At 68.1% G+C, this 24362-nt stretch carries 26 protein-coding genes and 1 pseudogene; 9 read left to right on the top strand and 18 right to left on the bottom strand.

What is annotated here, in order from left to right; genetic code table 11:
• The 8 genes from K8W59_RS10120 to K8W59_RS10085 form a co-directional block, all read right to left on the bottom strand.
• Complete coding sequence (locus K8W59_RS10120) at window positions 1-741, bottom strand: DUF6349 family protein (protein ID WP_223399709.1); 741 nt, start codon at window positions 739-741, stop codon at window positions 1-3.
• On the bottom strand, window positions 738-1031 hold the full coding sequence (locus K8W59_RS10115; RefSeq protein WP_223399708.1) for a DUF6112 family protein: 294 nt from the start codon (window positions 1029-1031) through the stop codon (window positions 738-740). The genes K8W59_RS10120 and K8W59_RS10115 overlap by 4 nt, the downstream gene beginning before the upstream one ends.
• Window positions 1032-1037: 6 nt before the next feature.
• Complete coding sequence (locus K8W59_RS10110; protein ID WP_223399707.1) at window positions 1038-2120, bottom strand: M23 family metallopeptidase; 1083 nt, start codon at window positions 2118-2120, stop codon at window positions 1038-1040.
• A 3-nt stretch (window positions 2121-2123) separates the two neighbouring features.
• Window positions 2124-2714, bottom strand: a complete 591-nt coding sequence (locus tag K8W59_RS10105; RefSeq protein WP_223399706.1) for a cell wall protein — start codon at window positions 2712-2714, stop codon at window positions 2124-2126.
• Window positions 2715-2828: 114 nt separating this feature from the next.
• Entirely contained in the window at window positions 2829-3815 is a 987-nt protein-coding gene (locus tag K8W59_RS10100) for a ParB N-terminal domain-containing protein (protein ID WP_223399705.1), read from the bottom strand.
• The gene (locus K8W59_RS10095) at window positions 3808-4656 is read right to left on the bottom strand and encodes a hypothetical protein (RefSeq protein WP_223399704.1); all 849 of its coding nucleotides are present in this window, start codon (window positions 4654-4656) and stop codon (window positions 3808-3810) included. The genes K8W59_RS10100 and K8W59_RS10095 overlap by 8 nt, the downstream gene beginning before the upstream one ends.
• A complete protein-coding gene (locus K8W59_RS10090; protein WP_223399703.1) occupies window positions 4653-5027 on the bottom strand; it encodes a hypothetical protein in 375 nt (124 codons plus the stop codon). The genes K8W59_RS10095 and K8W59_RS10090 overlap by 4 nt, the downstream gene beginning before the upstream one ends.
• Complete coding sequence (locus K8W59_RS10085) at window positions 5024-5938, bottom strand: bifunctional DNA primase/polymerase (protein ID WP_223399702.1); 915 nt, start codon at window positions 5936-5938, stop codon at window positions 5024-5026. Before K8W59_RS10085 ends, K8W59_RS10090 begins: the two co-directional genes overlap by 4 nt.
• 114 nt (window positions 5939-6052) lie before the next feature.
• On the opposite strand from K8W59_RS10085, the gene K8W59_RS10080 reads away from it, so the two are divergent.
• Window positions 6053-6691, top strand: a complete 639-nt coding sequence (locus K8W59_RS10080) for a PP2C family protein-serine/threonine phosphatase (RefSeq protein WP_263283303.1) — start codon at window positions 6053-6055, stop codon at window positions 6689-6691.
• Window positions 6648-6857, top strand: a complete 210-nt coding sequence (locus K8W59_RS20375) for a SpoIIE family protein phosphatase (RefSeq protein WP_397195999.1) — start codon at window positions 6648-6650, stop codon at window positions 6855-6857. The genes K8W59_RS10080 and K8W59_RS20375 overlap by 44 nt, the downstream gene beginning before the upstream one ends.
• 149 nt (window positions 6858-7006) lie before the next feature.
• On the opposite strand, the gene K8W59_RS10075 is transcribed toward K8W59_RS20375, so the two are convergent.
• Entirely contained in the window at window positions 7007-7771 is a 765-nt protein-coding gene (locus K8W59_RS10075; protein ID WP_223399701.1) for a FadR/GntR family transcriptional regulator, read from the bottom strand.
• 119 nt (window positions 7772-7890) lie between these two features.
• Here K8W59_RS10075 and K8W59_RS10070 point away from each other — a divergent pair, with 119 nt between their 5' ends.
• The 6 genes from K8W59_RS10070 to ppsA are packed head-to-tail and all read left to right on the top strand — an operon-like array spanning window position 7891 to window position 15832.
• The gene (locus tag K8W59_RS10070) at window positions 7891-9570 is read left to right on the top strand and encodes an L-lactate permease (protein WP_223399700.1); all 1680 of its coding nucleotides are present in this window, start codon (window positions 7891-7893) and stop codon (window positions 9568-9570) included.
• A gap of 5 nt (window positions 9571-9575) precedes the next feature.
• Window positions 9576-10445: a (Fe-S)-binding protein gene (locus tag K8W59_RS10065; RefSeq protein ID WP_223399780.1), complete on the top strand. Its 870-nt coding sequence runs from the start codon at window positions 9576-9578 to the stop codon at window positions 10443-10445.
• Complete coding sequence (locus K8W59_RS10060; RefSeq protein ID WP_223399699.1) at window positions 10442-11890, top strand: LutB/LldF family L-lactate oxidation iron-sulfur protein; 1449 nt, start codon at window positions 10442-10444, stop codon at window positions 11888-11890. The genes K8W59_RS10065 and K8W59_RS10060 overlap by 4 nt, the downstream gene beginning before the upstream one ends.
• Window positions 11887-12546, top strand: coding sequence for a LutC/YkgG family protein (locus tag K8W59_RS10055; RefSeq protein ID WP_223399698.1), 660 nt, complete (start codon window positions 11887-11889; stop codon window positions 12544-12546). Before K8W59_RS10060 ends, K8W59_RS10055 begins: the two co-directional genes overlap by 4 nt.
• The gene (locus K8W59_RS10050) at window positions 12543-13463 is read left to right on the top strand and encodes a pyruvate, water dikinase regulatory protein (RefSeq protein WP_223399697.1); all 921 of its coding nucleotides are present in this window, start codon (window positions 12543-12545) and stop codon (window positions 13461-13463) included. Before K8W59_RS10055 ends, K8W59_RS10050 begins: the two co-directional genes overlap by 4 nt.
• A complete protein-coding gene (gene ppsA / locus K8W59_RS10045; RefSeq protein ID WP_223399696.1) occupies window positions 13460-15832 on the top strand; it encodes a phosphoenolpyruvate synthase in 2373 nt (790 codons plus the stop codon). The genes K8W59_RS10050 and ppsA overlap by 4 nt, the downstream gene beginning before the upstream one ends.
• Window positions 15833-15986: 154 nt before the next feature.
• On the opposite strand, the gene K8W59_RS20170 is transcribed toward ppsA, so the two are convergent.
• Window positions 15987-16319 carry an aminotransferase class III-fold pyridoxal phosphate-dependent enzyme gene (locus K8W59_RS20170; RefSeq protein ID WP_263283311.1) on the bottom strand — a complete coding sequence of 111 codons (333 nt, stop codon included), beginning with the start codon at window positions 16317-16319 and terminating at the stop codon, window positions 15987-15989.
• Window positions 16320-16428: 109 nt separating this feature from the next.
• Window positions 16429-16644, bottom strand: a pseudogene (locus K8W59_RS20165) (aminotransferase class III-fold pyridoxal phosphate-dependent enzyme); the annotation flags it as partial.
• A 351-nt stretch (window positions 16645-16995) separates the two neighbouring features.
• Here K8W59_RS20165 and tcmP point away from each other — a divergent pair.
• Window positions 16996-18183: a three-Cys-motif partner protein TcmP gene (gene tcmP / locus K8W59_RS10035; RefSeq protein ID WP_223399695.1), complete on the top strand. Its 1188-nt coding sequence runs from the start codon at window positions 16996-16998 to the stop codon at window positions 18181-18183.
• Here the strand turns inward: tcmP and K8W59_RS10030 are convergent.
• The 7 genes from K8W59_RS10030 to K8W59_RS10000 all read right to left on the bottom strand — a co-directional run bounded on the left by K8W59_RS10030 (window position 18170) and on the right by K8W59_RS10000 (window position 24353).
• Window positions 18170-18916, bottom strand: a complete 747-nt coding sequence (locus tag K8W59_RS10030) for a DUF5131 family protein (RefSeq protein ID WP_223399694.1) — start codon at window positions 18914-18916, stop codon at window positions 18170-18172. The two genes, tcmP and K8W59_RS10030, sit on opposite strands and share 14 nt — an antisense overlap.
• 169 nt (window positions 18917-19085) lie before the next feature.
• Window positions 19086-19349 (bottom strand): hypothetical protein, encoded by a 264-nt coding sequence (locus K8W59_RS10025; RefSeq protein ID WP_223399693.1) that lies wholly within the window; start codon window positions 19347-19349, stop codon window positions 19086-19088.
• 5 nt (window positions 19350-19354) lie between these two features.
• A complete protein-coding gene (locus K8W59_RS10020) occupies window positions 19355-19561 on the bottom strand; it encodes a hypothetical protein (protein WP_223399692.1) in 207 nt (68 codons plus the stop codon).
• Between the two features lie 520 nt (window positions 19562-20081).
• Window positions 20082-23192 (bottom strand): LysM peptidoglycan-binding domain-containing protein, encoded by a 3111-nt coding sequence (locus K8W59_RS10015; protein ID WP_223399691.1) that lies wholly within the window; start codon window positions 23190-23192, stop codon window positions 20082-20084.
• The gene (locus K8W59_RS10010; protein WP_223399690.1) at window positions 23189-23614 is read right to left on the bottom strand and encodes a TadE/TadG family type IV pilus assembly protein; all 426 of its coding nucleotides are present in this window, start codon (window positions 23612-23614) and stop codon (window positions 23189-23191) included. Before K8W59_RS10010 ends, K8W59_RS10015 begins: the two co-directional genes overlap by 4 nt.
• Window positions 23611-24045: a TadE/TadG family type IV pilus assembly protein gene (locus K8W59_RS10005; RefSeq protein WP_223399689.1), complete on the bottom strand. Its 435-nt coding sequence runs from the start codon at window positions 24043-24045 to the stop codon at window positions 23611-23613. The genes K8W59_RS10010 and K8W59_RS10005 overlap by 4 nt, the downstream gene beginning before the upstream one ends.
• Window positions 24045-24353, bottom strand: a complete 309-nt coding sequence (locus tag K8W59_RS10000; protein ID WP_223399688.1) for a pilus assembly protein — start codon at window positions 24351-24353, stop codon at window positions 24045-24047. Before K8W59_RS10000 ends, K8W59_RS10005 begins: the two co-directional genes overlap by 1 nt.
• Between the last annotated feature and the right edge of the window lie 9 nt (window positions 24354-24362).

The following is a 24362-nucleotide window of genomic DNA, read 5'->3' as shown; positions in this document are numbered from 1 at the left end:
TCAGTCGCCGAGGCCGATGCCTGACGGCGCGATCGATCGGGTCGACTCCAGCGGACAGTCGTGGGTACGGCGGAGGGGCTTGGCTCCCTCGACGATGCGGTCAGGGCCCACGGCCGTGTGGGAGATGTCGTAGCCGCCCCAGGGCGAGCGGCCGGGGACGTGCCGCGTGCCGAAGGGGCGACGCTCCGTGATCATCGGCGCACCGGGCACCTGCATGGACTCGGGGTAGTTCTTGGCGATCCACTTCTTCGTGGCTTTGGACATCTGGTCCCTGTCCATCGCACGCAACCTCGACGGGACGATCGGGAGTTCGCGCCAGCCCGGGAGCCCGTGGTCGTGCCACAACTCGACAGCGACGTTCTCGTGGTCGGTGATCGCGTTCCACTCGCACGGTTCACAGATCGCCTGGTGCATCAGATCGCCGACACACTGGCACGACTCGTGCCGGTCGGCGTGCTTCCACAGCTCACAACGCAAGTCTGTTGTGTAGAGCGCGGACCCGTGGCCCGCGACCTGGGCGTTCTCGGGGACGGTGATCGAGTGGCGCCACATGCGGCTGTGGACGTGGGTCGTGTCGTGGGCGTGGAGGAACTGCCAGTGCTCGAAGGCGGCATCGAGATCGGCAGGCGGGTAGTAGGCCGTGGTGAAGTGCAGGGGAGCACCACGCCACTCGGGAGTCGACTCGACGGCCGCCTCGTGGAGCATGCCCTCGATGTCGAAGGCGAGCTGCTCCTCGCTCACAACGTCGCTCCCACTTCGAGGAGCCAGTTGGCCCACGCGAGCGCGCCACCCGTGAGGACCGCGCCGCCGAGCGCGACGAAGAGGCCGGTCTTGCCCTTGCTCGCCGTCTGCCAGCTCCCGTTGGAGGAGCCGATGGCCCACGTCGCCGCGCAGATGACAACCATCAGGACGGCGACGATCAACCCGTAGGTCAGCAGCGCACCGACGATGGCGCGGAGTTGGCTAGAGCCGCCGACGGCACCGAAGTCGGGGCCGACGAGAGACAGAATCGCGGGGATCTTCATGGTCATCAGGTGCTATGCCCGAGCCGTCCAGTGACAATGGTCGTAGTGTCCGCCGGTCACGCGGTTGGGATTGTGCATCCCGCCGCCGTCGTAAGGTCGCCAGCCCTCGGACGCTCGCGCTACCGACCAGATGCGTCCCTGCCAGATGAGGTACTCAACGCCGAGGGTCTCGGCGTTCTCCTTCAGCCAGTTGGTGACCTTCCAGCCGTAGTCGAGCGCACGGCCGCTTGCTGCGGTGCCGATCGAGTTGCCGAAGGTGCCGTCGCAGGCTCGGCCAAGGGGGTGCTCGGACTTCCCCGAGCGCGGCGACCAGCACGCCCAGTGGGAGTCGGGGAAGTTCTTCTGGACCTGGGAGAGGATGTGCGCGGTCCGCTGTGTGATCTGTCCGTCAGAGGTCGGGTCGTCGACAAGGCCGTCGGGACTTTTGCCGGTGTACGGCGACGCCGGACCACCATTGGCGCATCCTGCGGCACTCGTGGCTGAGCCACCCTCGACGTTTGCCGCGCCGTTCGAGGCCATCCAGGGCTCCGGGTCGACTGGCGCAGCGTCGGTGCCACCGGGGCGGACCTCGAAGTGCAGGTGTGTGCCGGTGGAGTAGCCGTCGGAGCCGACGTCGGCGATGTACTGCCCAGCGGTGACGGTATCGCCGGCTTCGACATGGATGCCATCGGCGTACATGTGGGCGTAGCCGGTGGCAACCCGCTTTCCTCCGACGGTGTGCTCGATCAGGATGAGGTGGCCGTAGCCCGTGGCTGGTCCGGCGAACGCCACACGGCCGTCGGCCGCGGCGAGGATATGCGTCCCGGCTGGCGCGGAGAGGTCGACGCCGGTGTGCAGCTTGTACTCGCCGGTGACCGGGTGGACCCGCCTCCCGAAGCCACTCGTTCGCACCCAAGTCCCGCCAGGGAGCGGGACGACCACTCGGGCGGTCTCGGGGAGCCTGGGCGCAGCCCCACCGACCGGAGTAGATGCCGGCGAGACGAGGCACTGGTTCTCGGCCTGCGCCGCTGGACTCATGAGCGCTCCAAGACCCAGCAGGATGCAGGCCGGGCCAAGAAGGATCGCGACCAACCCGCCAGCGACGACCTTGCCCATCGGTCAGTCCAGCGGCTTGTCGAGCATCGACAGCCGGAGCAGGTGACACTCGGGGTACGACGGCGCGCAGACGAGGAAGATGGTGAACGCCACGTCGTGCTCGGACGAAACCGGCTCGCCCTCCCAGATGCCGGAGCGGTGGCGGGTGCCCTGGATCGTGAGGGCCGTCGTGCCGGGAAGCAGCTCGTCACCGGCCTGCGCCTCAGCCTCGGCCCACTTGGTTGGGGTGCTGACCGAGTCCACGGTGAGCCATTGCTCCGTCGCGTATTTGGTCAGTTCGACCCACGCGTCCTGCGTCGGCAAGTAGTTGTCGAGGTCGGACACCAGGCCGGGCGTGGACTCGCCGGCCGGGTCGGCGACTTCGATTAGTAGCTCGATGTGGTCGGTCCTGGAGACGAGCGTCGCGGTGTTCCACGCGAAGATCGCCTCAGCGACCTGACGAGCGAAGGTCTCGGGGTCCGACGTCCGGCGCAGTTCAGGCAGTTCGGTCACTGCCGGGACGTCGTGGACCTCCGTCAACTCGACCGGCGCCTGCGCCTTGGTCGACGCAGCGCTGGGGGAGTGCGCCCGGTGGACCAGCACGGCGTACGTCACGAACGCGATCAGCAACAGGGCGGAGGCGACACCGGCGACGATGAGGCGCCGGCGGCGGAGGTCATCAGCAGTGGTCGGGTAGAGCATCGGCATGGCCTTCGGGAGTCGGGGTGGTCACGACTCAGGTGTGCCGCCCGACTCCTTGACGAGGGTGACGGCCTCGGCGAACGCCTTGGTCTCGTCGATGACGCGCAGGAAGAGCGCCCAGTCATCGGGCTTGATCTCGCGGGCGATCTGCTCGACGTCGTACCTCTTCGACCAGCCGTCCATCTCGGCCCACTTGAGGTTGAACGAGCGTGTCGATCGCTTCCGGTTGGCGGCCTCTTCCTCACGCCGTCGCTTGTTCTCCTGGATGCGCCGACGCCGGTCCTTCTTGGCTTGCTCGAGGGCCTTTTCGGCTTCCTCGTTGAGCTTGGCCTCGGCTCCGGGCGCCATCATCGCGGCGATGCGCTTGGCGGCCATCACGCGTTGGTAGCGAGGGTCGACCGGGCCGCCGTTGCGGATTGCGGCCAGCTCGTCCTCGGCGACCTTCCGGACGTCCTTTGGGAGTTCGCGGTCAGCAGCCACGCGCTCCATCTCCAGGATCGCCTCCAGCCGGGTGTGGGATGCCCGCTGCGTGACCAGAAGGGCCGCCTGGTGTCGAGTCCTGCCGGGTGCTCCCGGTGGTTCCGATTCGGAACCACCGGGCTGGCCTGCAGTTTTGTCATCTTCGTGTCCGAACTGCGACGCCCTCTGACGCCGGGCTGCATCCTCCTGGAGGAGGGTCTTCATCTCGTCGTACAGATGCGCGGCCTCGATGTTGGAGAGCGGCTTGTGCGTTGTGTTCTCGTCGCGCTCGGCGAGGAGCCGGGTCAGCTCGTCGCTGATCCCGGACCTCACCCACACACGCAGGGTGTGCCATCCGAGCTTCTTGGCCGCTTCGAGGCGGCGGTAGCCGCAGATCAAGTAGCCGTCGGGTGTGATGGTGACGGGTTGAAGAAGGCCGACTCGCTTCAAGGAGTCCATCAGGGGGGTCAGGTCGCCGGTGTCCCGGCGGTGGCGTTCGCCGACGACGATGGTGCTGACGGAGCGGTCGAGCTCGATGTGGCCGCGCTCAGACATACGTCTCACCTGGCTCGTTGGTGAAGTCCGGTGCGGCTGCCTCAACCATGTGGACGAGTCCGTGGTCGTCGAAGTGCTCAGTGGCAGGGAAGCCCATTGCTACGCGCTTGAGGAGTCCGAGGCCCCGCGTTGTGCCCTCGAAGTCGGGGTGCGGGTCACCAAGCACGGCGCGGAGCACGTCAATCCACGCGTCTTGCCCGATGTCTAGGAATCCTGGGCCGTCGCCTTCTCGGAGCAGAGACCTGTAGGCGATCTCGGGCTTACCGCAGCGACTGAGCCGAGCGGCGATGTATTCCATCGCGAGCCGCGCACTGGTGGGGGGCCAACCGAGTTCTACGAAGAACTCCACAACGGTGTCGAGGGCGAAGAACGCGTTGGTCGGCTCGCCGTCAACGTTGTCCTCCTTCTCGCCGTACGGGTCCGCCATCTTGGCGAAGAAGTGGAACGCCGGGTGATAGTCCGCGATCTCAGAATCACGATCAGCGAACCGCTCGGCGTCGTGGTAATCGAGGCCGGCTGTCTTGCGCGCCCGTCCGGTCGAGCAGAGCAGTCCCTCGGCCCGGGACTCGTAGATCAGGCTCAGCTCGACCGCATGGGTGACGACGGCCCAGGGGTCCTCGGCGACGCGAGTGGATCGCATCCGCATCACCTCGAAAGCGGCGACGGCAGCATCGCTCGGCTCGAGGCCGTGCTTGTGGGCGAGGCCGGCGTACTTGTCCATCGCGTAGGTCATCAGCTCGGCGGCTTCCGGGCTGGTCTGCCATGCGTGCCGACCGGCGTACGCGAGGTCGAGCAAGAGGAGCCGCAGCCCCTCAGCGGTTGCATAGGTTGGTGCGGTCATAGCCCGAGTCCTTCTTGGTCGGTGATGCTCGGACGTGTGGTTTCAGGTCGAGCGATCGAGGTGCGGGTGATGCGGCGCGACGCCTTGGAGACGGCAGAGCCAGGGGTACGACGCGCGCGGCGGGTCAGCTCGGCCTGGAGGTCGATGCCGCGACGTACGAACTTCGAGCCGAGCAGAGTCGGCATCTCGCTAGGACGAACCCAGGCGACGCTCGGATGAGATCGGTCTGTCTCCTGCCGGGCACCGGAGGTCGGGACCGACGGGTCCTTGTAGACGGCGAGGGCATCGACCGCCTTCTCGGCATCCGGGGTCGGAGCAGGTTCTGGGGGAGTGCGGTCGAGGTGGCGCACGTAGGGGTCCGGCGTGTTCACAGTCCCACCGCCTCAACCGCGTTCGTAGGGCGCGGCTGGCTCGCCTGCCCGAGTCGAGTCGCGATCCGGTACGCCGACCGGATCGTCACCATCGCTTCCCGCTCCGGGAGCCCGGCGGTGTACGCCGCCGGGCCGAGCAGGGAGGTCGTTGTGCTCAGGTCGTGGCCCTCTTCGGCCATCCGGCAGGCCGCCCAGAAGAGGCCACCATTGCGGCCTCCTTCGGGGCGGGATGCGACCCACGCGGCGAGCTTGTCCGGTCTCGCGCCGACGGCCGGGAGGTCGGTGGGTGGGCGCATTGGCCGGGGCGGGTCGAGGAACCCTCGGAGCCCGTTGGCGTCCACCGCGGCGGGATGGTGGGAGGCGATCGCGATCTGCTCGTAGCTGCGGGTCACACCGTCCTCGCCGGTCACCCGGGAGGGCGGGACGATGATGTAGCCGCCATCGCCCCGGAAGTCGATGTGCTTGCCCGGCACCTGCCACGACCGCTGCTCGCGCTCGCCTGTGTGGAGGAAGTAGGCGTGCAGTCCGCCTGACGGGGTGCGGACCAGCCAGGCCCAGCCTTCGACGAAGCCGGCCCGGCGTGCGTGCTCGAAGGCGGGGTATCCGGAGACGGTCTTGTGAACATCGACGTCGACCACGTCGACGCCACCGGCCGCGCCTGTAGGCACGCCGATGTTGGCGTCAGGGTGTCGCCGCCACCAGAAGTCGAGGACGTCCCGCTCGGCGCTGGCGTCCTGGAAGCCGTGGGCGGTCAGCGGGCGCTTGCCGCAGGGGACGCACGGAAACACGGGGATGCCGTTGACCCCCAGGTGTTCCGCCGCCGTAGCGAGATCCGGTGCGTTGACGATGTCGTTGAGGAGCCGCGGACTCCACCGGACTGTCGCGGCTCGTGGTTGGGGCAACTGGTTCATGCACTCGACTGTCCTCAGCCTGCGCACCAAAAAGCGCCCCCCTGAGAGCGCCCCTCCGAGGAGGGGCGCAGAGGGGGCGGGGGATTGCTCCCATTTCAACCGGCCCGGGGATCCTTGCGGACTCTGGAGGACACCGGTCGCCTGGTCGCCTACTCACTGACCGCAGCCCGCCGCTACACCGACCGGTTCGAGCGCATCCGCCGCCGCCGCGACCTCCTCTTGGCCGCGGAGATCCAGTGGGAACTCCTACCGGTGCTCGCCTACGACACCGCCGAGTTCGCTATCGCCGGAAACCTCGAACCTGCCTACGAGATCGCCGGGGACACCTTCGACTACGCAGTCGGACGGGATCGACTGACCGTCACCATCACCGACGCCATCGGTCACGGCCTCCGGGCTGCGCTGCTGGGCGGCCTGGCCGTCACCACTATGCGTAACCAACGCAGGGCGGGTGCCGACATCATCGAACAAGCCGATGAAGCCTCCGCTCAACTCGAGAAGCAGTTCGGCGAAGAAAGCTATGCCACGGGCTTCCTCGTCCAGCTCGACCCAGCCACAGGCACCGGCATCGCGGTCAACGCGGGCCACCCGCCTCCGTTGCTGCTGCGCGCCGGTCATGTGCGCTCTCTACGGGTCCCACCCGACATCCCTTTGGGGATCTTCCCCGGCACGCACTACCGGCCGCACCGCATCTCCATGAGGACGGGCGATCGGCTGCTGTTCTACAGCGACGGCCATCACCGAGGCCACTAACGCCAGCGACGAGCCGTACGGCACCTCGCGGCTCGCCGCCCACCTCCGACACCGACGCGACGTGCCCCCCGTTGAGGCGGTACGCCATCTGACCAGGGACGTCACGAACCACCAAGGCGGCGACGTCCGCGACGACGCGACCGTCGTCTGCCTCGACTGGCACTGAACTCCGGGCACGCTGGAGCGCGTGAAGATCCCGCACCGGTCACGCTGTGAGTGTTGGGTACGGTTGACTGAGTAGGGCGGGATTGCTGACCTGCTGCGACGGTTGTGACTCGTGGGTCACAACTGCCGGCGATAGGGGTTCGAGGACCCTTAACGCACGAAGGGCAGCGCGGCATGGGCGGACCGGATGTGTTGGTCGACGTGTTCGGCCGCGAGGTCACCGTGTCCGTCCTCGATGGCGGCGAAGATGGCGCGGTGGTCGGCGCGCAGTTGATCGGCGACCCGCTCCCAGTCCGATCCGAGTGCATGCAGCGCTTGGAGGATGGGGCGACGCATGGAGTCGCGTAGGGCGATGGTCATGTCTGCTACCAGCCGGTTCCCGCTGGCTTCGGCGATCGCGACGTGGAAGGCGGTGTCCAGGTCGTTGAAGGTCTCTTGATCGACGTCGGGGCGTTCCATCCCGTCCAGCGCCGCACGCATCGTGTCGAGGTTGGCTGGAGCCGCGTTCTTGGCCGCCAGGATGGCGCTGGAGCGTTCCAGCATGACGCGCGCGTCGACGACGTCGTTCATGGGGAAGTTGGCCAGTGCCACATGCAGGCGCAGCAGGCGAGTCAGGGCTTCGCTGGGCATGGCCGAGACGAGGGTGCCGGAGTCCTTGCCTGATCCCACCGCTGAGCGCACGACCCCCTGAGCCTCCAGGCTGCGGATTGCTTCACGCACGGCGGCTCTGCTGACCTGTAGGTGGCTGGCCAGGTCTCGTTCGCCCGGCAGCCGGTCCCCGACCCGCAACGTCCCCGCGAGGATCTGCTCCTCGATCTGGTCCACCACCAGTTCGTATGAGCGGCTACGGGCGATGGGTTGCCAAGGCCCCAGTTCGCTGACCGGGGCGTTCTCAGGCGTTGCGCGCTCACTCATGGGCGTCCTTCCACTCTTGACGAGGTGATGGACATCACTCTACAGTCCTCTTTATGGTCAGACCACACAGAGGTCGGCCCGCTTCCAGACCGTTGTCTGGTCGTCCCCGTGGAGGTTCCATGTACGTGCCCGATCTCGCTCCTCTCGGAGACAGCCTCGCCTGGTCGTCGCTGGTAGCAGCACTTCCGCTGCTGACGATCTTCGTCACCTTGGGTGTGTTGCGCTGGAAGGCCCACCTCGCCGCCATGAGTGCCGTGGCCGTCGCCGTGGCCGTGGCTGTGCTGGCCTACGGCATGCCGGCGGACCTGGCCCTGCTGTCCGCGTCCGAGGGCGCTGTCTTCGGGTTGTTCCCGATCATGTGGATCGTGCTAGGCGCGTTGTTCCTGCACCAGTTGACCGTGGTGAGCGGGAAGTTCGAGGACCTGCGGGCCACGTTCCACCTGATCTCGGAGGACCCGCGCATCCAGGCGATCATCATCGCCTTCTGTTTTGGCGGCCTGTTGGAGGCGCTGGCCGGCTTCGGCGCTCCCGCTGCGATCTCCGGGGTCATGCTGGTCGCGGTCGGGTTTCCTGCGCTGCGTGCCGCGATGGTTGTCCTGCTGGCCAACACCGCGCCGGTGGCGTTCGGTGCCATGGCCATCCCGATCATCACAGCTGGCGCCTTGACGGGTATCCCGTACGAGGAGATCGGCGCCATCGTCGGCCGCCAGACCCCGTTCCTCGCCCTGTTTGTTCCGCTCATTCTTGTTTTCGTGGCTGACGGTCGGCGTGGGGTGCGCGAGGTCTGGCCGGTCGCCCTGGTCGTCGGCGCGGTGTTCGGTCTGGCGCAGTTCGTCAGCTCCAACTTCATCTCCGTCGAGCTCACCGACATCATCGCCTCCTTGGCCGGCCTGGCCGCCGCCGTGGTGATGCTTCGCTTCTGGCAGCCGAAGGGCTCGCACGAGGCTGCCGAGCGGCTGATGGCCTCCCATGGGGACGAGGACCTGCACCCGGGGGGCCCCGCTGGGGACGGCAGCGTCGTCGTCGAGGCGAAGAAGGAGATCGACCTGGTCGCGCAGCGCGCCGCGCTCCTCACGCCGGGGCGCATCATGATGGCGTTGTTCCCCTACCTCTTGGTGATCGCGGTCTTCTCCGTCGCCAAGCTGGTCACCCCGGTCACCGACTTCCTGGCCGGCACCGACCGCCTGGTGGAGTGGCCCGGCTTGCACGGCGCTGTGGAGTCGGCCTCCACCGTCTACAAGTGGCAGTGGCTGTCGTCGCCTGGCACCCTGCTCGTCATCTGCGCGATCATCGTCGGGCTGGTCCAGGGCGTGAAGGCCGCGCGCATCGCAACCACGTTCCTAGGGACCGTCAAGACGCTGCGTTTCGCGTTCCTCACCGTCGCCTCCGTGCTCGCCCTGGCCTACGTGATGAACCTGTCGGGTCAGACCGTGACGATGGGTCACTGGATCGCCGGCACCGGTGCCGCGTTCGCGTTCCTCTCCCCCATCCTGGGATGGCTGGGCACCGCGGTGACCGGTTCCGACACCAGCGCGAACGCGCTGTTCGCGACGCTGCAGCAGAGCGCGGCGGAGAAGGCCGGCCTGGACCCGAGCCTGATGGTGGCGGCCAACACCTCCGGCGGGGTGGTGGGCAAGATGATCAGCCCCCAGAACCTCACCATCGCTGCCGCGGCGGTCGGGCTGGCCGGGCGGGAGTCCGACATCTTCCGCAAGCTCATCTTCTGGAGCCTGGGCCTGCTGCTGGCGCTGTGCCTGCTGGTCGGACTGCAGTCCACAGTGCTCTCCTGGATGGTGTGAACGCCATGACCTCCAGCCCGCTGACCCCGCAGGCCCCGCTTCCCGGCCGCGGCATGCGTGTAGCGCTCTTCGCCACCTGCTTCAACGACACGATGTGGCCCGAGACGCCCAAGGCGGTCGTCACCGTCCTCGAGCGCCTCGGCGTCACCGTGGAGTTCCCCCTGGAGCAGACGTGTTGTGGGCAGATGTTCACCAACACCGGCTACGCCCGCGAGGCCCTGCCGCTGGTGGAACGCTTCGCCGACGTCTTCGACGTGTACGACGCCGTCGTGGCCCCCTCCGGGTCCTGCGTGGGCAGCGTGCGACACCAGCACGCAACCGTGGCCCGCGGCTGCGGTCAACCCGCCCTCGCCGACCGCGCCACCACGACGGCCGGCAAGGTCTACGAGTTCAGCGAGCTGCTTGTCGACGTCCTCGGCGTCACCGACGTCGGGGCGACCTTCCCGCACCGCGTCACCTACCACCCCACCTGTCACTCCCTGCGGATGCTGCGGGTGGCCGACAAGCCGCTGCGGCTGTTGCGGGAGGTTCGCGGCATCGACCTCGTCGACCTGCCCGAGGCCGAGGAGTGCTGCGGGTTCGGCGGCACCTTCGCGATGAAGAACGCCGACACCTCGGTGGCCATGGGCTCCGACAAGGCCCAGCACGTGCGGGAGACCCACGCCGAGGTGCTGGTCGCCGGCGACAACAGCTGCCTGGCCCACATCGGCGGACTCCTCACCCGGCAGCGCTCCGGCATCCGGGTCATGCATCTGGCCGAGGTGCTCGCCTCGACCGAACGCGACTTCGCCGTCGACAACGAGCTCGGCAACCAGCCCGGCTCGGCCACCGGACCAGCACACCGCAAGACGACAGACCAGGAGGTGACGGCATGAGCGGCACCTTCATCGGGATGCCGAAGTTCCAGACCGCGGCCAAGGAGGCGCTGGGCAACTCCCAGCAGCGCCGCAACCTGCAGCACGCGACCGGCACCATCCGCGGCAAGCGGGCCCGGGTCGTCGAGGAGCTGGACAACTGGGAGGAGCTCCGCCAGGCGGGAGCGGCGATCAAGGACAACGTCCTGACCCATCTCGACACCTACCTGGTCCAGCTCGAGGAGTCCCTCACCCGGGCCGGCGCCACCGTGCACTGGGCGGCAGACGCCGAGGAAGCCAACCGGATCGTCACCTCCCTGGTGCGGGCCACGGGCGCCGAGGAGGTCGTCAAGGTCAAGTCCATGGCGACCCAGGAGATCGGCCTCAACGAAGCCCTCGAGGAAGCCGGCATCCACGCCTGGGAGACCGACCTCGCGGAGCTCATCGTCCAGCTCGGGCACGACAAGCCCAGCCACATCCTGGTCCCCGCCATCCACCGCAACCGAGCCGAGATCCGCGAGATCTTCCTCCGCGAGATGGGCCAGGTCGGCACCCCTCCCCCCGGAGGGCTCACCTCCGACCCTCGCGAGCTCGCCGAGGCCGCGCGCGTGCACCTGCGCGAGAAGTTCCTGCGCGCCAAGGTCGCCATCTCGGGGGCGAACTTCGCGATCGCCGAGACCGGCACCCTCGTCGTGGTCGAGTCCGAAGGCAACGGCCGGATGTGCCTGACCCTGCCCGAGACCCTGATCAGCGTCGTCGGCATCGAGAAGGTGCTGCCAAGGCTGGAGGACCTCGAGGTGTTCATGCAGCTGCTGCCTCGCAGCTCCACCGGCGAGCGGATGAATCCCTACACCTCCACCTGGACCGGCATCACCCCCGGCGACGGCCCTCAGGACGTGCACGTGGTGCTGCTGGACAACGGACGTACTGACGCCCTGGCCGACCGGGTCGGCCGACAGGCCCTGCGCTGCATCCGCTGCTCGGCCTGCCTCAACGTCTGCCCCGTCTACCAACGCGTCGGCGGCCACTCCTACGGATCGGTCTACCCCGGACCGATCGGCGCCATTCTCAACCCCCAGCTCCGCGGCACCGCCAGCGACGTGGACCAGTCGCTGCCCTACGCCTCGTCGCTGTGCGGCGCCTGCGGCGACGTCTGCCCCGTCAACATCGAGATCCCCGAGCTCCTCGTCCACCTCCGCACCCGCGTGGTCGACGAGCACCGCGGCGGCATCCCCTCGGGCGAGCAGATCGCGATGAAGGGAGCCGCCTGGATGTTCGCCGACCACCGCCGCTGGGAGAAGGCCCAGAAGGGCGCCGAGCTGAGTGGCCGGGCCCTGGGCAAGAAGGACACCATCGGACGCCTCCCCGGACCGCTCTCGGCCTGGAGCGACGCCCGCGACGCACCGACACCCCCCACCGAGTCCTTCCGCTCCTGGTGGAAGCGCGAGAAGGGAGACCAGCCATGAGACCAGTCCAGAGCACCCGAGACGACATGCTCGCGCGGATCACCGCCGCCTTGGTGGGCGCCGACCGGACGCCGCCGCCGGAGCGAGAGTACGGCGCCACCACCCCGCTCCCCGACATCGCGGTAACCTTCGCCGAACGCGTCGAGGACTACCGCGCCGTCGTCGAGCGGGTCGCCCCCGACGGCATCCCTGCGGCCGTGGCTGCAGCTCTCTCCCTCGCCACCCGCGTCGTCATACCGCCCGGACTGCCACGCGAGTGGGTGGCCACGTTGGATGGCGTCGAGGTCGTCGCCGACCAGGGAGACCTGTCGTCGGACGAACTTGACCGGTTCGACGCGGTCGTCACCGCGGCCGCGGTGGGCATCGCCGTCACCGGCACCATCGTGCTCGACCATGGCCCCGACCAGGGCCGCCGCGCCCTCTCGCTGGTGCCCGACGTGCACGTGTGCGTCGTGCACGAGTCGCAGCTGGTCGGCGACGTGCCCGAGTCCATCGCGCCGCTCCGCGACGCCATCGACGCCGGCCGGCCCCTGACCTGGATCAGTGGCCCCTCAGCCACCAGCGACATCGAGCTGGAGCGGGTCGAGGGCGTGCACGGGCCCCGGACCCTGCACGTCCTGCTCGTCGGCACCGACCATCCCCTGCCCCCGGCGTGAGGACGGCCGAGGAGATGCACCACGGATCAGCGAGCGACGTGGTGCCGGTGTTCTTCCTCTCCGACAGCACCGGGATCAGCGCCGAGACCATGGGCAACGCGCTGCTCATCCAGTTCCCCGACCTGCGCTTCGACCGCACCGTGATCCCGTTCATCTCCACGGTCGAGGAGGCACGTGATGTCGTGGCCCGCCTCGACCGCGCCATGGACGAGAGCCCCCGCACCCCACTGGTGTTCACCACCGCCGCCAGCGACGCGGTACGCCTCGAGCTGCGGCGCACCCGCTGCCCGGTCATCGACTTCTTCGACCTGCACATGGGCTCGGTGGAGTCGATCCTGCAGACCCGCGGGGTACGACTGCCCGCCCGGCTGCACGGCGTGGGTGACATCCAGCGCTACAACAGCCGGATGCAGGCCATCGAGTACACCATCGAGCACGACGACGGCCAGCGGGTGCGTGGCCTGGAGAAGGCCGACGTGATCCTGGTGGCGCCCTCACGCTGCGGCAAGACCCCCACCTCGATGTACCTCGCCCTGCAGCACGGCCTGTTCGTGGCCAACTACCCGATCGTCGACGACGACCTCGACCACCCCGAGCTGCCCCGCCCTGTCCGACACCTGCGCGAGCGGTGCTTCGGCCTGATCACCAGCCCCCAGCGGCTCGCCGCGGTGCGCCAGGAACGTCGCCCCGACTCCCGCTACGCATCGCTCGAGCAGTGCACCTTCGAGCTGCGCCGCACCGCCGAGATGTTCCAGCGCCACGGCTTGCCGGTCGTCGACTCCTCGACCAAGTCGGTGGAGGAGATCTCGACCATCATCTTGCAGCGACTCAAGACGATGAACTCGCTACCCACTCCGTCGCCCGTACCCCCGCACGTCCCTACCCCGCCCAGGTCCACCCCGAGGAGCCGTCCATGAGCGAGTCCCCCAACGTCCGCCCCTTCGCCGAGCTGGGCCTGGGCGACCTCGAGCAGGTCGGCGGCAAGAACGCGTCCCTGGGTGAGATGGTCAGCAACCTCGCGTCGCTGGGCGTCAACGTCCCGGACGGATTCGCCACCACTGCAGATGCGTTCCGACGCTTCATCGGCGACACCGGCCTGGCCGAGGAGATCTCCCACGCGCTCAAGGATCTCGACACCGACGACACCCAACAGCTCGCCCGCGTCGGCAGGTCGCTTCGGGAGTCCGTCGCCAACCGGCCGTTTCCGGAGGACCTCGAGGCCGACATCCGTGCTGCTTACGAGACCCTGCTGCACGGGCGCAAGGGCGTCTCGTTCGCCGTACGCTCCAGCGCCACCGCGGAGGACCTTCCCGACGCCTCCTTCGCCGGCCAGCAGGAGACCTTCCTCAACATCACCGGCATCGATGGCGTGCTCCAGGCGATCCGCGAGGTCTTCGCCTCTCTCTACAACGACCGGGCCATCGCCTACCGCGTGCATCATGACTTCGACCACGACAGCGTCGCGCTCTCGGCAGGCGTGCAGCAGATGGTGCGCTCCGACATCGGGGCGTCGGGGGTGATGTTCACGATGGACACCGAGTCCGGTTTCGACGACGCGGTGTTCGTGACCTCCTCCTACGGACTCGGCGAGGCCGTCGTCCAGGGCGCGGTGAACCCCGACGAGTTCTACGTCTACAAGCCGGCACTGCGCGCCGGCCGTCCCGCGATCCTCAAGCGCGGGGTGGGGTCGAAGGCCACCAAGATGGTCTACACGGCCGACCCCTCGGTGGGCAGGAGCACCGCCTTCGTCGACACCGACCCGGCCGAGCGCGGGCTGCTCAGCCTCACCGACGCCGACGTGGAGGAGCTCGCCCGGCACGCGCTCACCATCGAGGAGCACTACGGCCGTCCGATGGACATCGAGTGGGGCAAGGACGGCCTCGACGGACAGCTCTACATCCTCCAGGCCCGCCCCGAGACCGTGATGTCGCGAGCAGGGGTGCAGCAGCGGTTCCGGATGACCGACCAGGGCACGGTCATCATCGAGGGCCGCGCGATCGGCCAGAAGATCGGGGCCGGCGCCGTACGTGTCATGACCTCGATCGACCAGATGCACGACTTCCGCCCCGGCGAGGTCCTGGTCGCCGACATGACCGACCCCGACTGGGAGCCGATCATGAAGCGGGCCGCCGCGATCATCACCAACCGCGGCGGACGCACCTGCCACGCCGCGATCATCGCCCGCGAGCTGGGCATCCCCGCCGTCGTCGGCACCGGTGACGCCACCGGCGAGCTCGCCGACGGACGCGAGGTGACCGTCTCGTGCGCCGAGGGCGACACCGGGCTGGTCTACGACGGCCGGCTCGCCTTCACCGTCGAGGAGACCGAGCTGGCCTCCATGCCCGACATCCCCACCAAGATCATGATGAACGTCGGGACCCCCGAGCAGGCGTTCGCCTTCGCACAGCTCCCCCATGCCGGCGTCGGCCTCGCCCGGCTCGAGTTCATCATCAACCGACAGATCGGCATCCACCCCAAGGCCCTGCTCGGCCACGCGACCCTCGACGAGCCCCTGCGCTCCCAGATCGCCGAGACCATCAAGGCCTACCCGAGCCCACGCGACTACTTCGTGCAACGCGTCGCCGAAGGCGTAGCCATGCTCGCCGCGGCCTTCGCCCCCGAACCCGTCATCGTCCGCATGAGCGACTTCAAGTCCAACGAGTACGCCAACCTCGTCGGCGGTGAGCTCTACGAGCCCGACGAGGAGAACCCGATGATCGGTTACCGCGGCGCCTCGCGGTACCTGTCGGAGGACTTCGCGGACTGCTTCGCCATGGAAGCCGAGGCACTGAAGTTCGTGCGCGACCACATGGGCCTGACCAACGTCAAGATCATGATCCCGTTCGTGCGCACCCTCGCCGAGGCCGACGGCGTGATATCCCTGCTCGCCCAGCACGGCCTGGTCCGCGGCGAGAACGACCTCGAGGTCATCATGATGTGCGAGGTCCCTTCCAACGCCATCCTGGCCGAGCAGTTCCTCGAGCGCTTCGACGGCTTCTCGATCGGCTCCAACGACATGACCCAGCTGACGCTGGGCCTCGACCGCGACTCCGCGCTCGTCGCCGGCTCCTTCGACGAACGCGACCCCGCCGTACTCTTCATGCTCGACCGCGCCATCCAGGCATGCCGCGACGCCGACAAGTACGTCGGCATCTGCGGCCAAGGCCCCAGTGACCACCCCGACCTCGCCGAATGGCTGCTCGCCCAGGGCATCGCGTCGATGTCGCTCAACCCCGACACCGTCGTCGACACCTGGCTCGCACTCGCCCGGGCCGGGGGTCGATGACCGCGCAGCGCCGTTGCCCGCATGGTCGGCGCTTCCTGTCGAGACGATGACATCGTCGTCACGGCTGCGACGCGCAAAGGGCCGGCGCCTTCGTCGCGTGCGGTGCCAACGCATGCGGCCCGTCGGCGGTCGGGCGGACTTCGGAGGCTCGTGGTCACGAGGTGCTGGCGGCGGCCAGGACTCTTGCCAGCGCGTCGATCAGCAGGTCGATGTCTTCGTCGCTGGCGACCAGTGGGGGCGCGAAGCGGACCGTCGATCCGTGGGTGTCCTTCGCGAGGATGCCTTCGGCCTGCAGTTCCTCGCAGACGCGACGACCGCTCATGAGCGCGGGATCGATGTCGACTCCAGCCCATGCTCCGCGCACGCGGGCGGCAACCACCCCGTGCCCGACAAGCCTGTCGAGACCTTCGGTGAGGCGGCTGCCGATCTGGCGGGCGCGTTCCTGGAATTCTCCGGAGTTGAGCAGCTCGACGACCTGGAGGCCGATGGCGGCGGCCAGCGGGTTGCCACCGAACGTGGAGCCGTGGGGTTCCGGGCGTGATCACACCGAGAACGTCTTGGTCTGCTGCCACGGCCGAGACCGGGTAGAGTCCGCCGCCGAGAGCCTTGCCGAGCACGTAGACGTCTGGCACCACGTCCTCGTGGTCACATGCGAACGTACGGCCGGTGCGCGCGAGACCGGACTGGATCTCGTCGGCGATCATCAGCACGTTCTGCTCGGTGCACAGGTCGCGGAGTTGGCGCAGGAAGCCGTCCGGAGGAAGCACGACTCCGCCTTCCCCCTGGATGGGCTCGAAGAGAACCGCGACCACCGACGGATTCACGGCAGCGCGCAGCTGGTCAGGGTCAGCCGGCCGAGCTGCTCCCGGGCATCGTCACGATGGTTGCTGATCCCAGCCGACGTTTGTGCAGGTCACGACCACATGAGGCTGCGCCCCTCCGAAAGTAGAAAGACTTTGGCGGAGGGGGGTTGCGCGACCCAAAGGATGATTCTTCGCGCAGGGGCTCAGACGGCAGGGGTGGCGGGGTCGGCCGGTCGTCGCGGCGGTAGGGCAGGTCAATCTGACACCGGATCGTGCAGCAGACCTCCGCTAGATCCACGTGAGCGTGTCTCCGGTCACCTAGCCTGTTGCCTCGATGCGGATCTCTCAGGGGTCGCCCGTTTGTCCAGCGACACCAGCAACTTCCACAACAACAAGCAGGCGGCGGCGGTGCTGAAGCACGCCATCATCAACAGCTACGCCACGCCGTTCGCCAGCAAGACCGGCAGCACGTCGAAGGACAACCGCGTGGCCTTCATTGACGGGTACGCCGGGCCGGGCCGCTACGAGGACGGGGCGGAAGGCTCCGGGGCGATGCTGCTGCGGAAGGCCAAGAAGCTCGCGGCCTTCAGGAGCCCGCGCCAGGTGGAGTGCCACTTCGTGGAGGACGACCCAAAGACCGTGGCAAAGCTGCGTGAGGTTGCCGAGGCGGACGGCGACGGCGTCGTGTACACGATCACCGACGACGACATCTCCAAGCACCTGCCGGTGCTGTTGGAAGCGGTCAAGGACATTCCGGTCTTCGTCTACCTCGACCCGTGCGGCCTGCCCATCCCGATGGACGAGGTCGCCATCATCTTCGACCGGCCCAGCGGTCTCGGCACGCCTGCGACGGAGGTTCTTATCAACCTGACGGCTGGCCTGCGCCGAGTCGCGGGGTTGCTGTACAGCGCGACGCCCAACGAGACGTCGCTCAAGCGCATGGATGCGGTGTGCGGTGGGGCGTGGTGGCGGGCGGCCTGGCTCGAGAAGTGCCCCACCAAGGCCGCGTCGGAGGACCAGAAGATGGCAGCCGAGCTGGCCGTGGTCGAAGGGTACGCCGAGAAACTCCGCGAGCACTCCGGCGCGCTCGGGACCTGGATCATCGACGTCAAGCCGCGCGCCCACCTGAAGCCGGTGTACTACCTCGTGTTCGCCACCCGGACGATTTACGGCATGGTGACGTTCGGCGAGTCCGCGTCGAAGGGCCTGGAGCACTGGCGAAAGTACAACGCCGAGCAGGACGCTGAGGACGACCTCTTCGGCTCGGCCGCCGACTGGGAGACGACGTGGAAGGCCGAAGAGAAGAAGCTGAAGGAGCAGTGGGTCGACACGCTCACGGAGCGGCTGATCGCCGAGCTAGCCAAGGGGCAAGCGTTCAAGATCATCGACCGGGTTGACGAGATCCTCGGCGAGGACCTAGTTGGCGTTGTACGCGGGACGCACCTGCGCGCCGCGATCAACAAGGCGCGAGCGGCCCAGAAGACCATCACCGACCCCAAGGGCGTCGAGCAGGAGGACCTCTACAACCTCCTGATCACGCCCGCGTAAGCTCCGGCATCTCGTCCCATTGGCGCCCGTCGAGCTCGCGCCCGTTGCTCTTCGGCGTACGTCCGCCCCACTGCTTGAAGAAGAATGCGACACCCTGGTCACGGCACTCGTCGCGGAGCTCGCGCACCCATGCCGGGTCCAGCGGACGGTGATTCGGCCCGCTCTCGCCGCCCGCGATCAGCCAGTGCATGTCGGTGAGATCCAACCCGGCGAGCGACCCTAGCAACGGCTCTGCCGACACGAACCGGGTCGCGGCATGCACCCGGCGCAGGTCATCGAGCCGCCACAGCTGGTCCGACGTCTCGACGCTGACACCCAGCCAGACGTTGCTGGGCCACGGAAGCTCCTCCGCCATGCGCGCCGCCCGTCGAGGCCGCTTGGTGAGCAGCTGGTATGTGTGCCGGGGCGTCTCTTCCATCACCTGGAAGACGTCGCGGATGAACGACGACGACACGCGAGCGTGAAACAGGTCGGACATGCTGTTCACGAAGATCACTCGCGGTGACGACCACCGTCGCGGAATGTCGAGCGCTGAGGGGTGCTCGCTGATCGCGAATCCAGGACCGCTCGTGCGAGGGTGACCATCCTCCTGGTACTTCGGGTTACCCATAGCCTTCAGCCGCTTCGCCAGCGTGAGGGCGTAGCAGTTGTCGCAGCCTGGGCTGATTCGGTCGCAGCCAGTCGTGGGGTTCCACGTGGCTTCCGTCCACTCGATGCCGCTTCCGTCCGCCATGACAACAAGGTATGCCACGGACCACCGACACAGCGGCAGGCGAACCGGGTCCTTGATCCACACCTAGGCAGACGATTCGGCGACCTCGCCCCTCTCGCTTCACCCATAACGTCGAGCCGGACAGCAAAGCGCTCCGGCCGACGGCTGTCGACCGGAGCGCCCTGACGGGTCAGGCAGCGGCGATCTCGATCCAGCCGCGTCGCCTCGACTCCTGGTAGTTGTCCCGCAACTCACGCTCAGCGAGTTCGTCGAGGTCGCGGGGCAAGGTGCAACCGCCGCCACCGATCGCGTATCCGGATCCCTGATCCGGCTGACAGCGGAGATCCGGGTGAACCTCGCGACGGACGAGGACGCAGAGGTCGTGCTGATGCCCGTTCAGGCAGCGGACCTTCGCTCTCACCCGATGCTGGCCACCCCGGTTGTCGGTAGCCACCGGAGTCACTTCTTCTTGGTGCCGTACGGCGACTGGTTGGTCGGCTTCAGGCTGACCCCGATTTCGGACGCATGCGACTGCACCGCGTCGGCGGTACGCCCCATCTTGAGCCCGATCACCCGGGTGGGCGTGTTCTGCGACGCCAACTGCTTGAGCGCCTTGTTGTCGCTGTTGGTCCAGGTCTTGCCATGGTTCTTCGGCGGCTTAGCCACGGTAGTTCTCTCTGGCACACCAGTCGTAGAACCGACCACTGTTTGGTGGCGCGCCGGGTGAGCCCCCATTGGGGGAGCCCACCTAGCCCAGTGCTACGGTTCCCGAACAAGTTCCCGCTTGTATTTCAGGCCCCGATCGTCGGTTCACCCCGAAGGTCGGGGCTTGCTGCTATGTGCCCACCTAGCAGCCACAGCCCCTAACTACAGCGGTGTAAGTACTAGATGTAGTGGTAACTGTACTCGTCAGCGCCGACATGGCGAAGCAATCATCCACAAGCCCCGCGCGCAGCGGGGCCAACGCGGGGCCGTGTAACCGACATTGACACCGCGGATGCGCGTGGTGGCGGCTCCGGCCCTGCGAGGCCTTGCGACTGGTGCGAACCGCGGAGGCCTTGGGCGACTCGAGAGCCTCGAGAGATCACGGACTTCGGTTGCGAGCGTGTGCGTCTTTGTGGGCGAAATGCAGCCTCAGGCTCGCAGCCCGGAATTCGCGATCTCCGTTGCATCGCGACGCCCGAAATCAGGTGGGCGGAGTACGCTTGGAGTTGCCCCAGCCCTCCTGGCCGACGATGTCGCCCGTTCTCTCGGGGAGGTCGATGGGCGGGAGGTAGTCGTCCGTGCGGTTGAAGACGTCGTCGTTGAGCATCTTCTCGACCGCCTCGCCGTGGCCCTCGGCGGCGGCGACCTTCACCAGGTCGAGCCGACAGATGTCGTCGTAGGGCGCGGCCTCGCAGGCGGTCTCGGCAATGGTTCGCGCCACGTCGAGCTCACCCTTTGCGAGCGCGTCGACGACGAGGAGGTGCGCGGTGTCGACGATCGCGCAACCGACAGTCTCGTGGACCCGTTCGGTGTCGAGTAGCCAACTCCAGCCCTTGTCGCGTAGCAGGCTGAACGGAAGCCCCTGGACCAGGGACATGGCGGTCCGCAGGTCCGTGATGCCGTCCGCGCCGCGCGCCTGGCCGCGGGCACGCAAGCGACGGAACAGGTCCAGGTCAACGAGCACGTCCAGCACTTGGTAGGTCTTCACGCCGGTCTCCAGATAGACCGGTGATTCGTTGGCTGGCGGCAGGTAGGGGCCACCTGTGCGAGGGTTCGTGCCGAGCCAATCGCGCAGTGCGCTGACTTCTGTCCTGGCCCGAGACGCGGCGACTCCGAACGTGTCGGCCATCTCGCTGGCGGTGGCGCCCTTGGGGTGCAACGCGAGATAGGCGAGGATCTCGACGAAGTACGGTCGGCGCTTCAGAATGACCGGCTTGGCCTCGCCGTACGCTTCGGCACTCACCGCACCGAGAAGCACCAATCGAGGACGCTCCACTTCGGCGTCGAACCAGTCGGCGACGTCCTGGTCGAGGGTCGGATCGGCTTCCTCGACCGTACGGCGGACCTGTCCCGGCACGACTGGGGCGAGATTCTCGACATCCTCGGCGGTGGTGGCTGCAGCCTCGACGTACTCCCCGGCCGACTCGGGCAGGAGTGAGCGGTCGCCCGCCGGTCCTTCCTCACGGACGTGGGTCAGCTCCTCTCGGAGGGCGCCGGCCTGGTCCGCGAGTGCCATCCAACCGTCGGCGGCCTGCTCGAAGGGCGCGATCTTGACCGGCTGGCTCTCGCGGGTGAGGTCGACGATGGCGGCGCACGCCTTTGCCTCCTCGCTGGTCAGGCCGGCGGCTTCCAGGTCGAGTCCGAGGGAGGGCGCACGCAAACGCCCGGTCTGATCGACTTCGATGGCGGTTGGTGCCGGGAGGGTCGCAGCCAGGGACACCAAGGCTGTGCCGATCCGGGAGGTCGGCGAGCGAAGGAGGGGCGCAAGTTCGGTCGTCCCGTCACCGGTCGTGATGACCACGCCGTACGGGTCGGGATCGCCCCAGCCGTTCTCCAGCGACGCTGTGACCGAGCGGACCAGATCGGGAACCACCTGCTTGCCGCTCTCGTGGTGGCGCAAACGGAGGCTGTCGAGCGGGGTGAGTTCCTCGCCGAGACCGATCACGTTGACTTCGACGATGGCCGACCACGGATTGAGGGCAAGCTCGGCCGCGATGTGCCGTGCGAGTGCCTTGGTGCGCTCCGGGTCGCCGGCCAGTGCCACGACGCCGAGTTGCTCCAGGTTCACGAGGTGCAGGCCGTTGTCGTTCTGCCCGACGCTGACGAGCAGTGGATACGGCGGCAGCACGTCTTGGCGATCCGGCAGTTCCTGACTCAGGGCGAGTTGCCACTCGCGCTCGGCGCCCGTCCACGGTTCGGGGAGGTCGGCTTCTTCGGCGAGGTGCAGGCTGACGGCGCCCTTGGCCAGTGTCGCTGAGGCGAGCACGGGCAGCGCCCGTCCTGCGTCCGAGCACTCGCCAGCCAGGTGCATCAGCGCGCGGTCGAGATCCTCGATGACCTTGGTCAAGGGCGCCCCCGCGACGAAGGCGGTCTTCTCGACCGCGCGAAGTTCCTCGGGAGGAGGGGCGATGGTCTCCCCGGGTCGGCGGTAGCGGAGTTGGGTGTTGCGGTGGGCGCGTACGGCGAGCAGCACCAGCGCCGCAAGAACTGCGCCCGCCCCGGTGAGGCCGGGCACCAGCCAGCCGGGTGCCGACGACTCGACGTCGTCCGCCTCGTCGGTGCTGCCTGCAGCGGGGGTGGGTTGCTGCTCTGGCGACTCCGTCGGCTCAGGCGTTGGCTCGACGGGCGGTGTCTCTACCGGAGGCTCGACATCGGCCGGCGGCACGACCTCGACGGGAGGCTCTTCCGGGACCTCGGCCTTGTGCTTCGCCTGCCCGGGAATTGTGATCTCCCAACCCGGCCGGATCAGGTCCGGGTCGGTCAACGTCGCTCCATCGGGCTGCACGGTGTCGCGGGATGCCTCGAAGAGCTGTGGGTAGCGCATCGGGTCGCCCAGCTTCGCCTCGGCGATCCCCGACAAGGTGTCCCCAGGCTGCACGACGTACTCCTCGGCCGGACCGTCGGTGTCGACCTCCGGCGCCTCGTACGGCACCTTCAACACGGTGCCGGACACGATGAAGTCGGGGCGTCCGTTGAGGACCGCCTTGTTCAGGTCGACGATCTCGGTGAACCGCGTGCCATCGCCGAGCAGGCGTTCGGCGATCTTCCACAGGCTGTCACCGCGTTTGACCGTGTAGTCGATCGTCGACTTCTCCGTCGCTGGCGAGTCTGCGGTGGCAAGGAGGGGCGCAGCCTGGGGGAGGAGGGGCGCAACCTCGACGGCTGCCAGTCGCGGCGCCCCGAGGACGGGCGCAGTCGCGGCACGGGCTGGCGGAGTCGGGAACGCCGCGACCACGGTCGGGGTAGCAACGAACAGCAGCGCCGCGACCGCGACGAGCTGGCCGACAGCCCGCTGTGGCGCGCCGAGCCCGGGCAGTGTCGGAGCCGGGAGACCGCGGACCTGCGAGACGACTTCCAGGACGACGGAGACCGCGACGACCAGCCACGCCAGCCACGCCACGCCCGCGATGACGACCATCGCGAGCGTCCCGTCGTCGGGGCTGGTCAGCAGGCTCCGAAGCGAGCCGAGGTCGGCCCTCCAGGGAGCGGCACCAATGCCGCTGAGCAGGAACGGCACCCCGGCGACGAGAAGCAGGAGGGCGAGCGTGGCCGCGAGACCGCGAACTCGCTGGGCAAACGTGGGCGGAGTCATTGTTCGCTCCCTCCGAGGCTGCGGATGAGTCGTGCCGAGGCGGTGCTGGTGACGGTCAGGTCACCGATGCCGATGAAGCTCAGGAACGTCGGCTTGTAGGTGTCGGTGACATCGACCGTGATGGTGTCTCCGCCGGTGACGGTCACAGTGCCGGTGACGCCCGAGGCGCTCAGGTAGTCCTCGGCCGCGTTACGCGCGGCGACGGCGTCCACCACGACGTACTCTCCCTTGATGGCGGGCGCGGCCTGCACCTGCTCGCCGCCTGTCCGGGCGGCCTCGGCGGCGATGTTGTGGGCGCGCTGCTTGGCGTGGACCTGTCCGCCGAGGTCGACGGCCAGCCCGACGAGCATCATCATCACGAAGCTCGAAACCGCCAGCCAGATGCTGATGGAGCCGCGTTCACCGCGAGTTCGGTGCGTCATGCCCGCTCCCTCCAGGTGTCCAGCGGCGAACTGCTGGTGGCCTTGATCAGGCGACTGCCTGGGACGCCCGGAACGGACAGGTCGGCCAGATCGAGAAGGCATTCCACGGATGCCGAGACCGACCCGGCCTCGCCGGCGGTCTTGCCGAAGTCGGACACGTCGACCGACACCGTGACGCTGAGGCAGTGAATGTCCTGGTTGGCCAAACTGGCCTGCGCCGCGGCCTTCGCCTCGCTCGTCGCCTCGGACGCCGTGCGGGCGATGGAGGCCGTGCGGGCGGCGTCGGCGGCAGCGGACTCGACGGCCGAGTGGGTGGTGGCGGTGCGGCCACCGAAGATGATGAGACCGACGAACAGCGCGAAGGCAGGCAAGCCGACAGCGGCCTCGACCGCAGCCGAGCCACGCTCGTCCCTCATGCGCGTCCAGGTCATCACGGAGCGGTCAGCCTCTCGACGGGCAGCGACGCCGTCTGGACGATCGCCGGGCTCCAGCCCGGGATCACGCTCAAGCTGTGACCGGTCACTGTCACGGTCACCGTGGTGGCGGTGCGATTGGCTGTCGCATTCGCGCCGGTGAGTACGTCGTCGCCACCAGCGTCGGCGATGAACGAGGAGGCGGCGTTGACCCCGTCGGCCTCCTTGCCGTTCTCACCGCCAGCGGCCCTCGCGCCCTCCTGCGCAGCGACTATCGCCACCGTTCGGGCGTGGTAGAACAACGCGGCCTGCGTCCCGAGGAACATGTGGTTCCC

Source organism: Nocardioides rotundus, from assembly GCF_019931675.1.
GTDB lineage: Bacteria > Actinomycetota > Actinomycetes > Propionibacteriales > Nocardioidaceae > Nocardioides > Nocardioides rotundus.
This window is presented reverse-complemented; position numbering and strand designations above follow the sequence as displayed.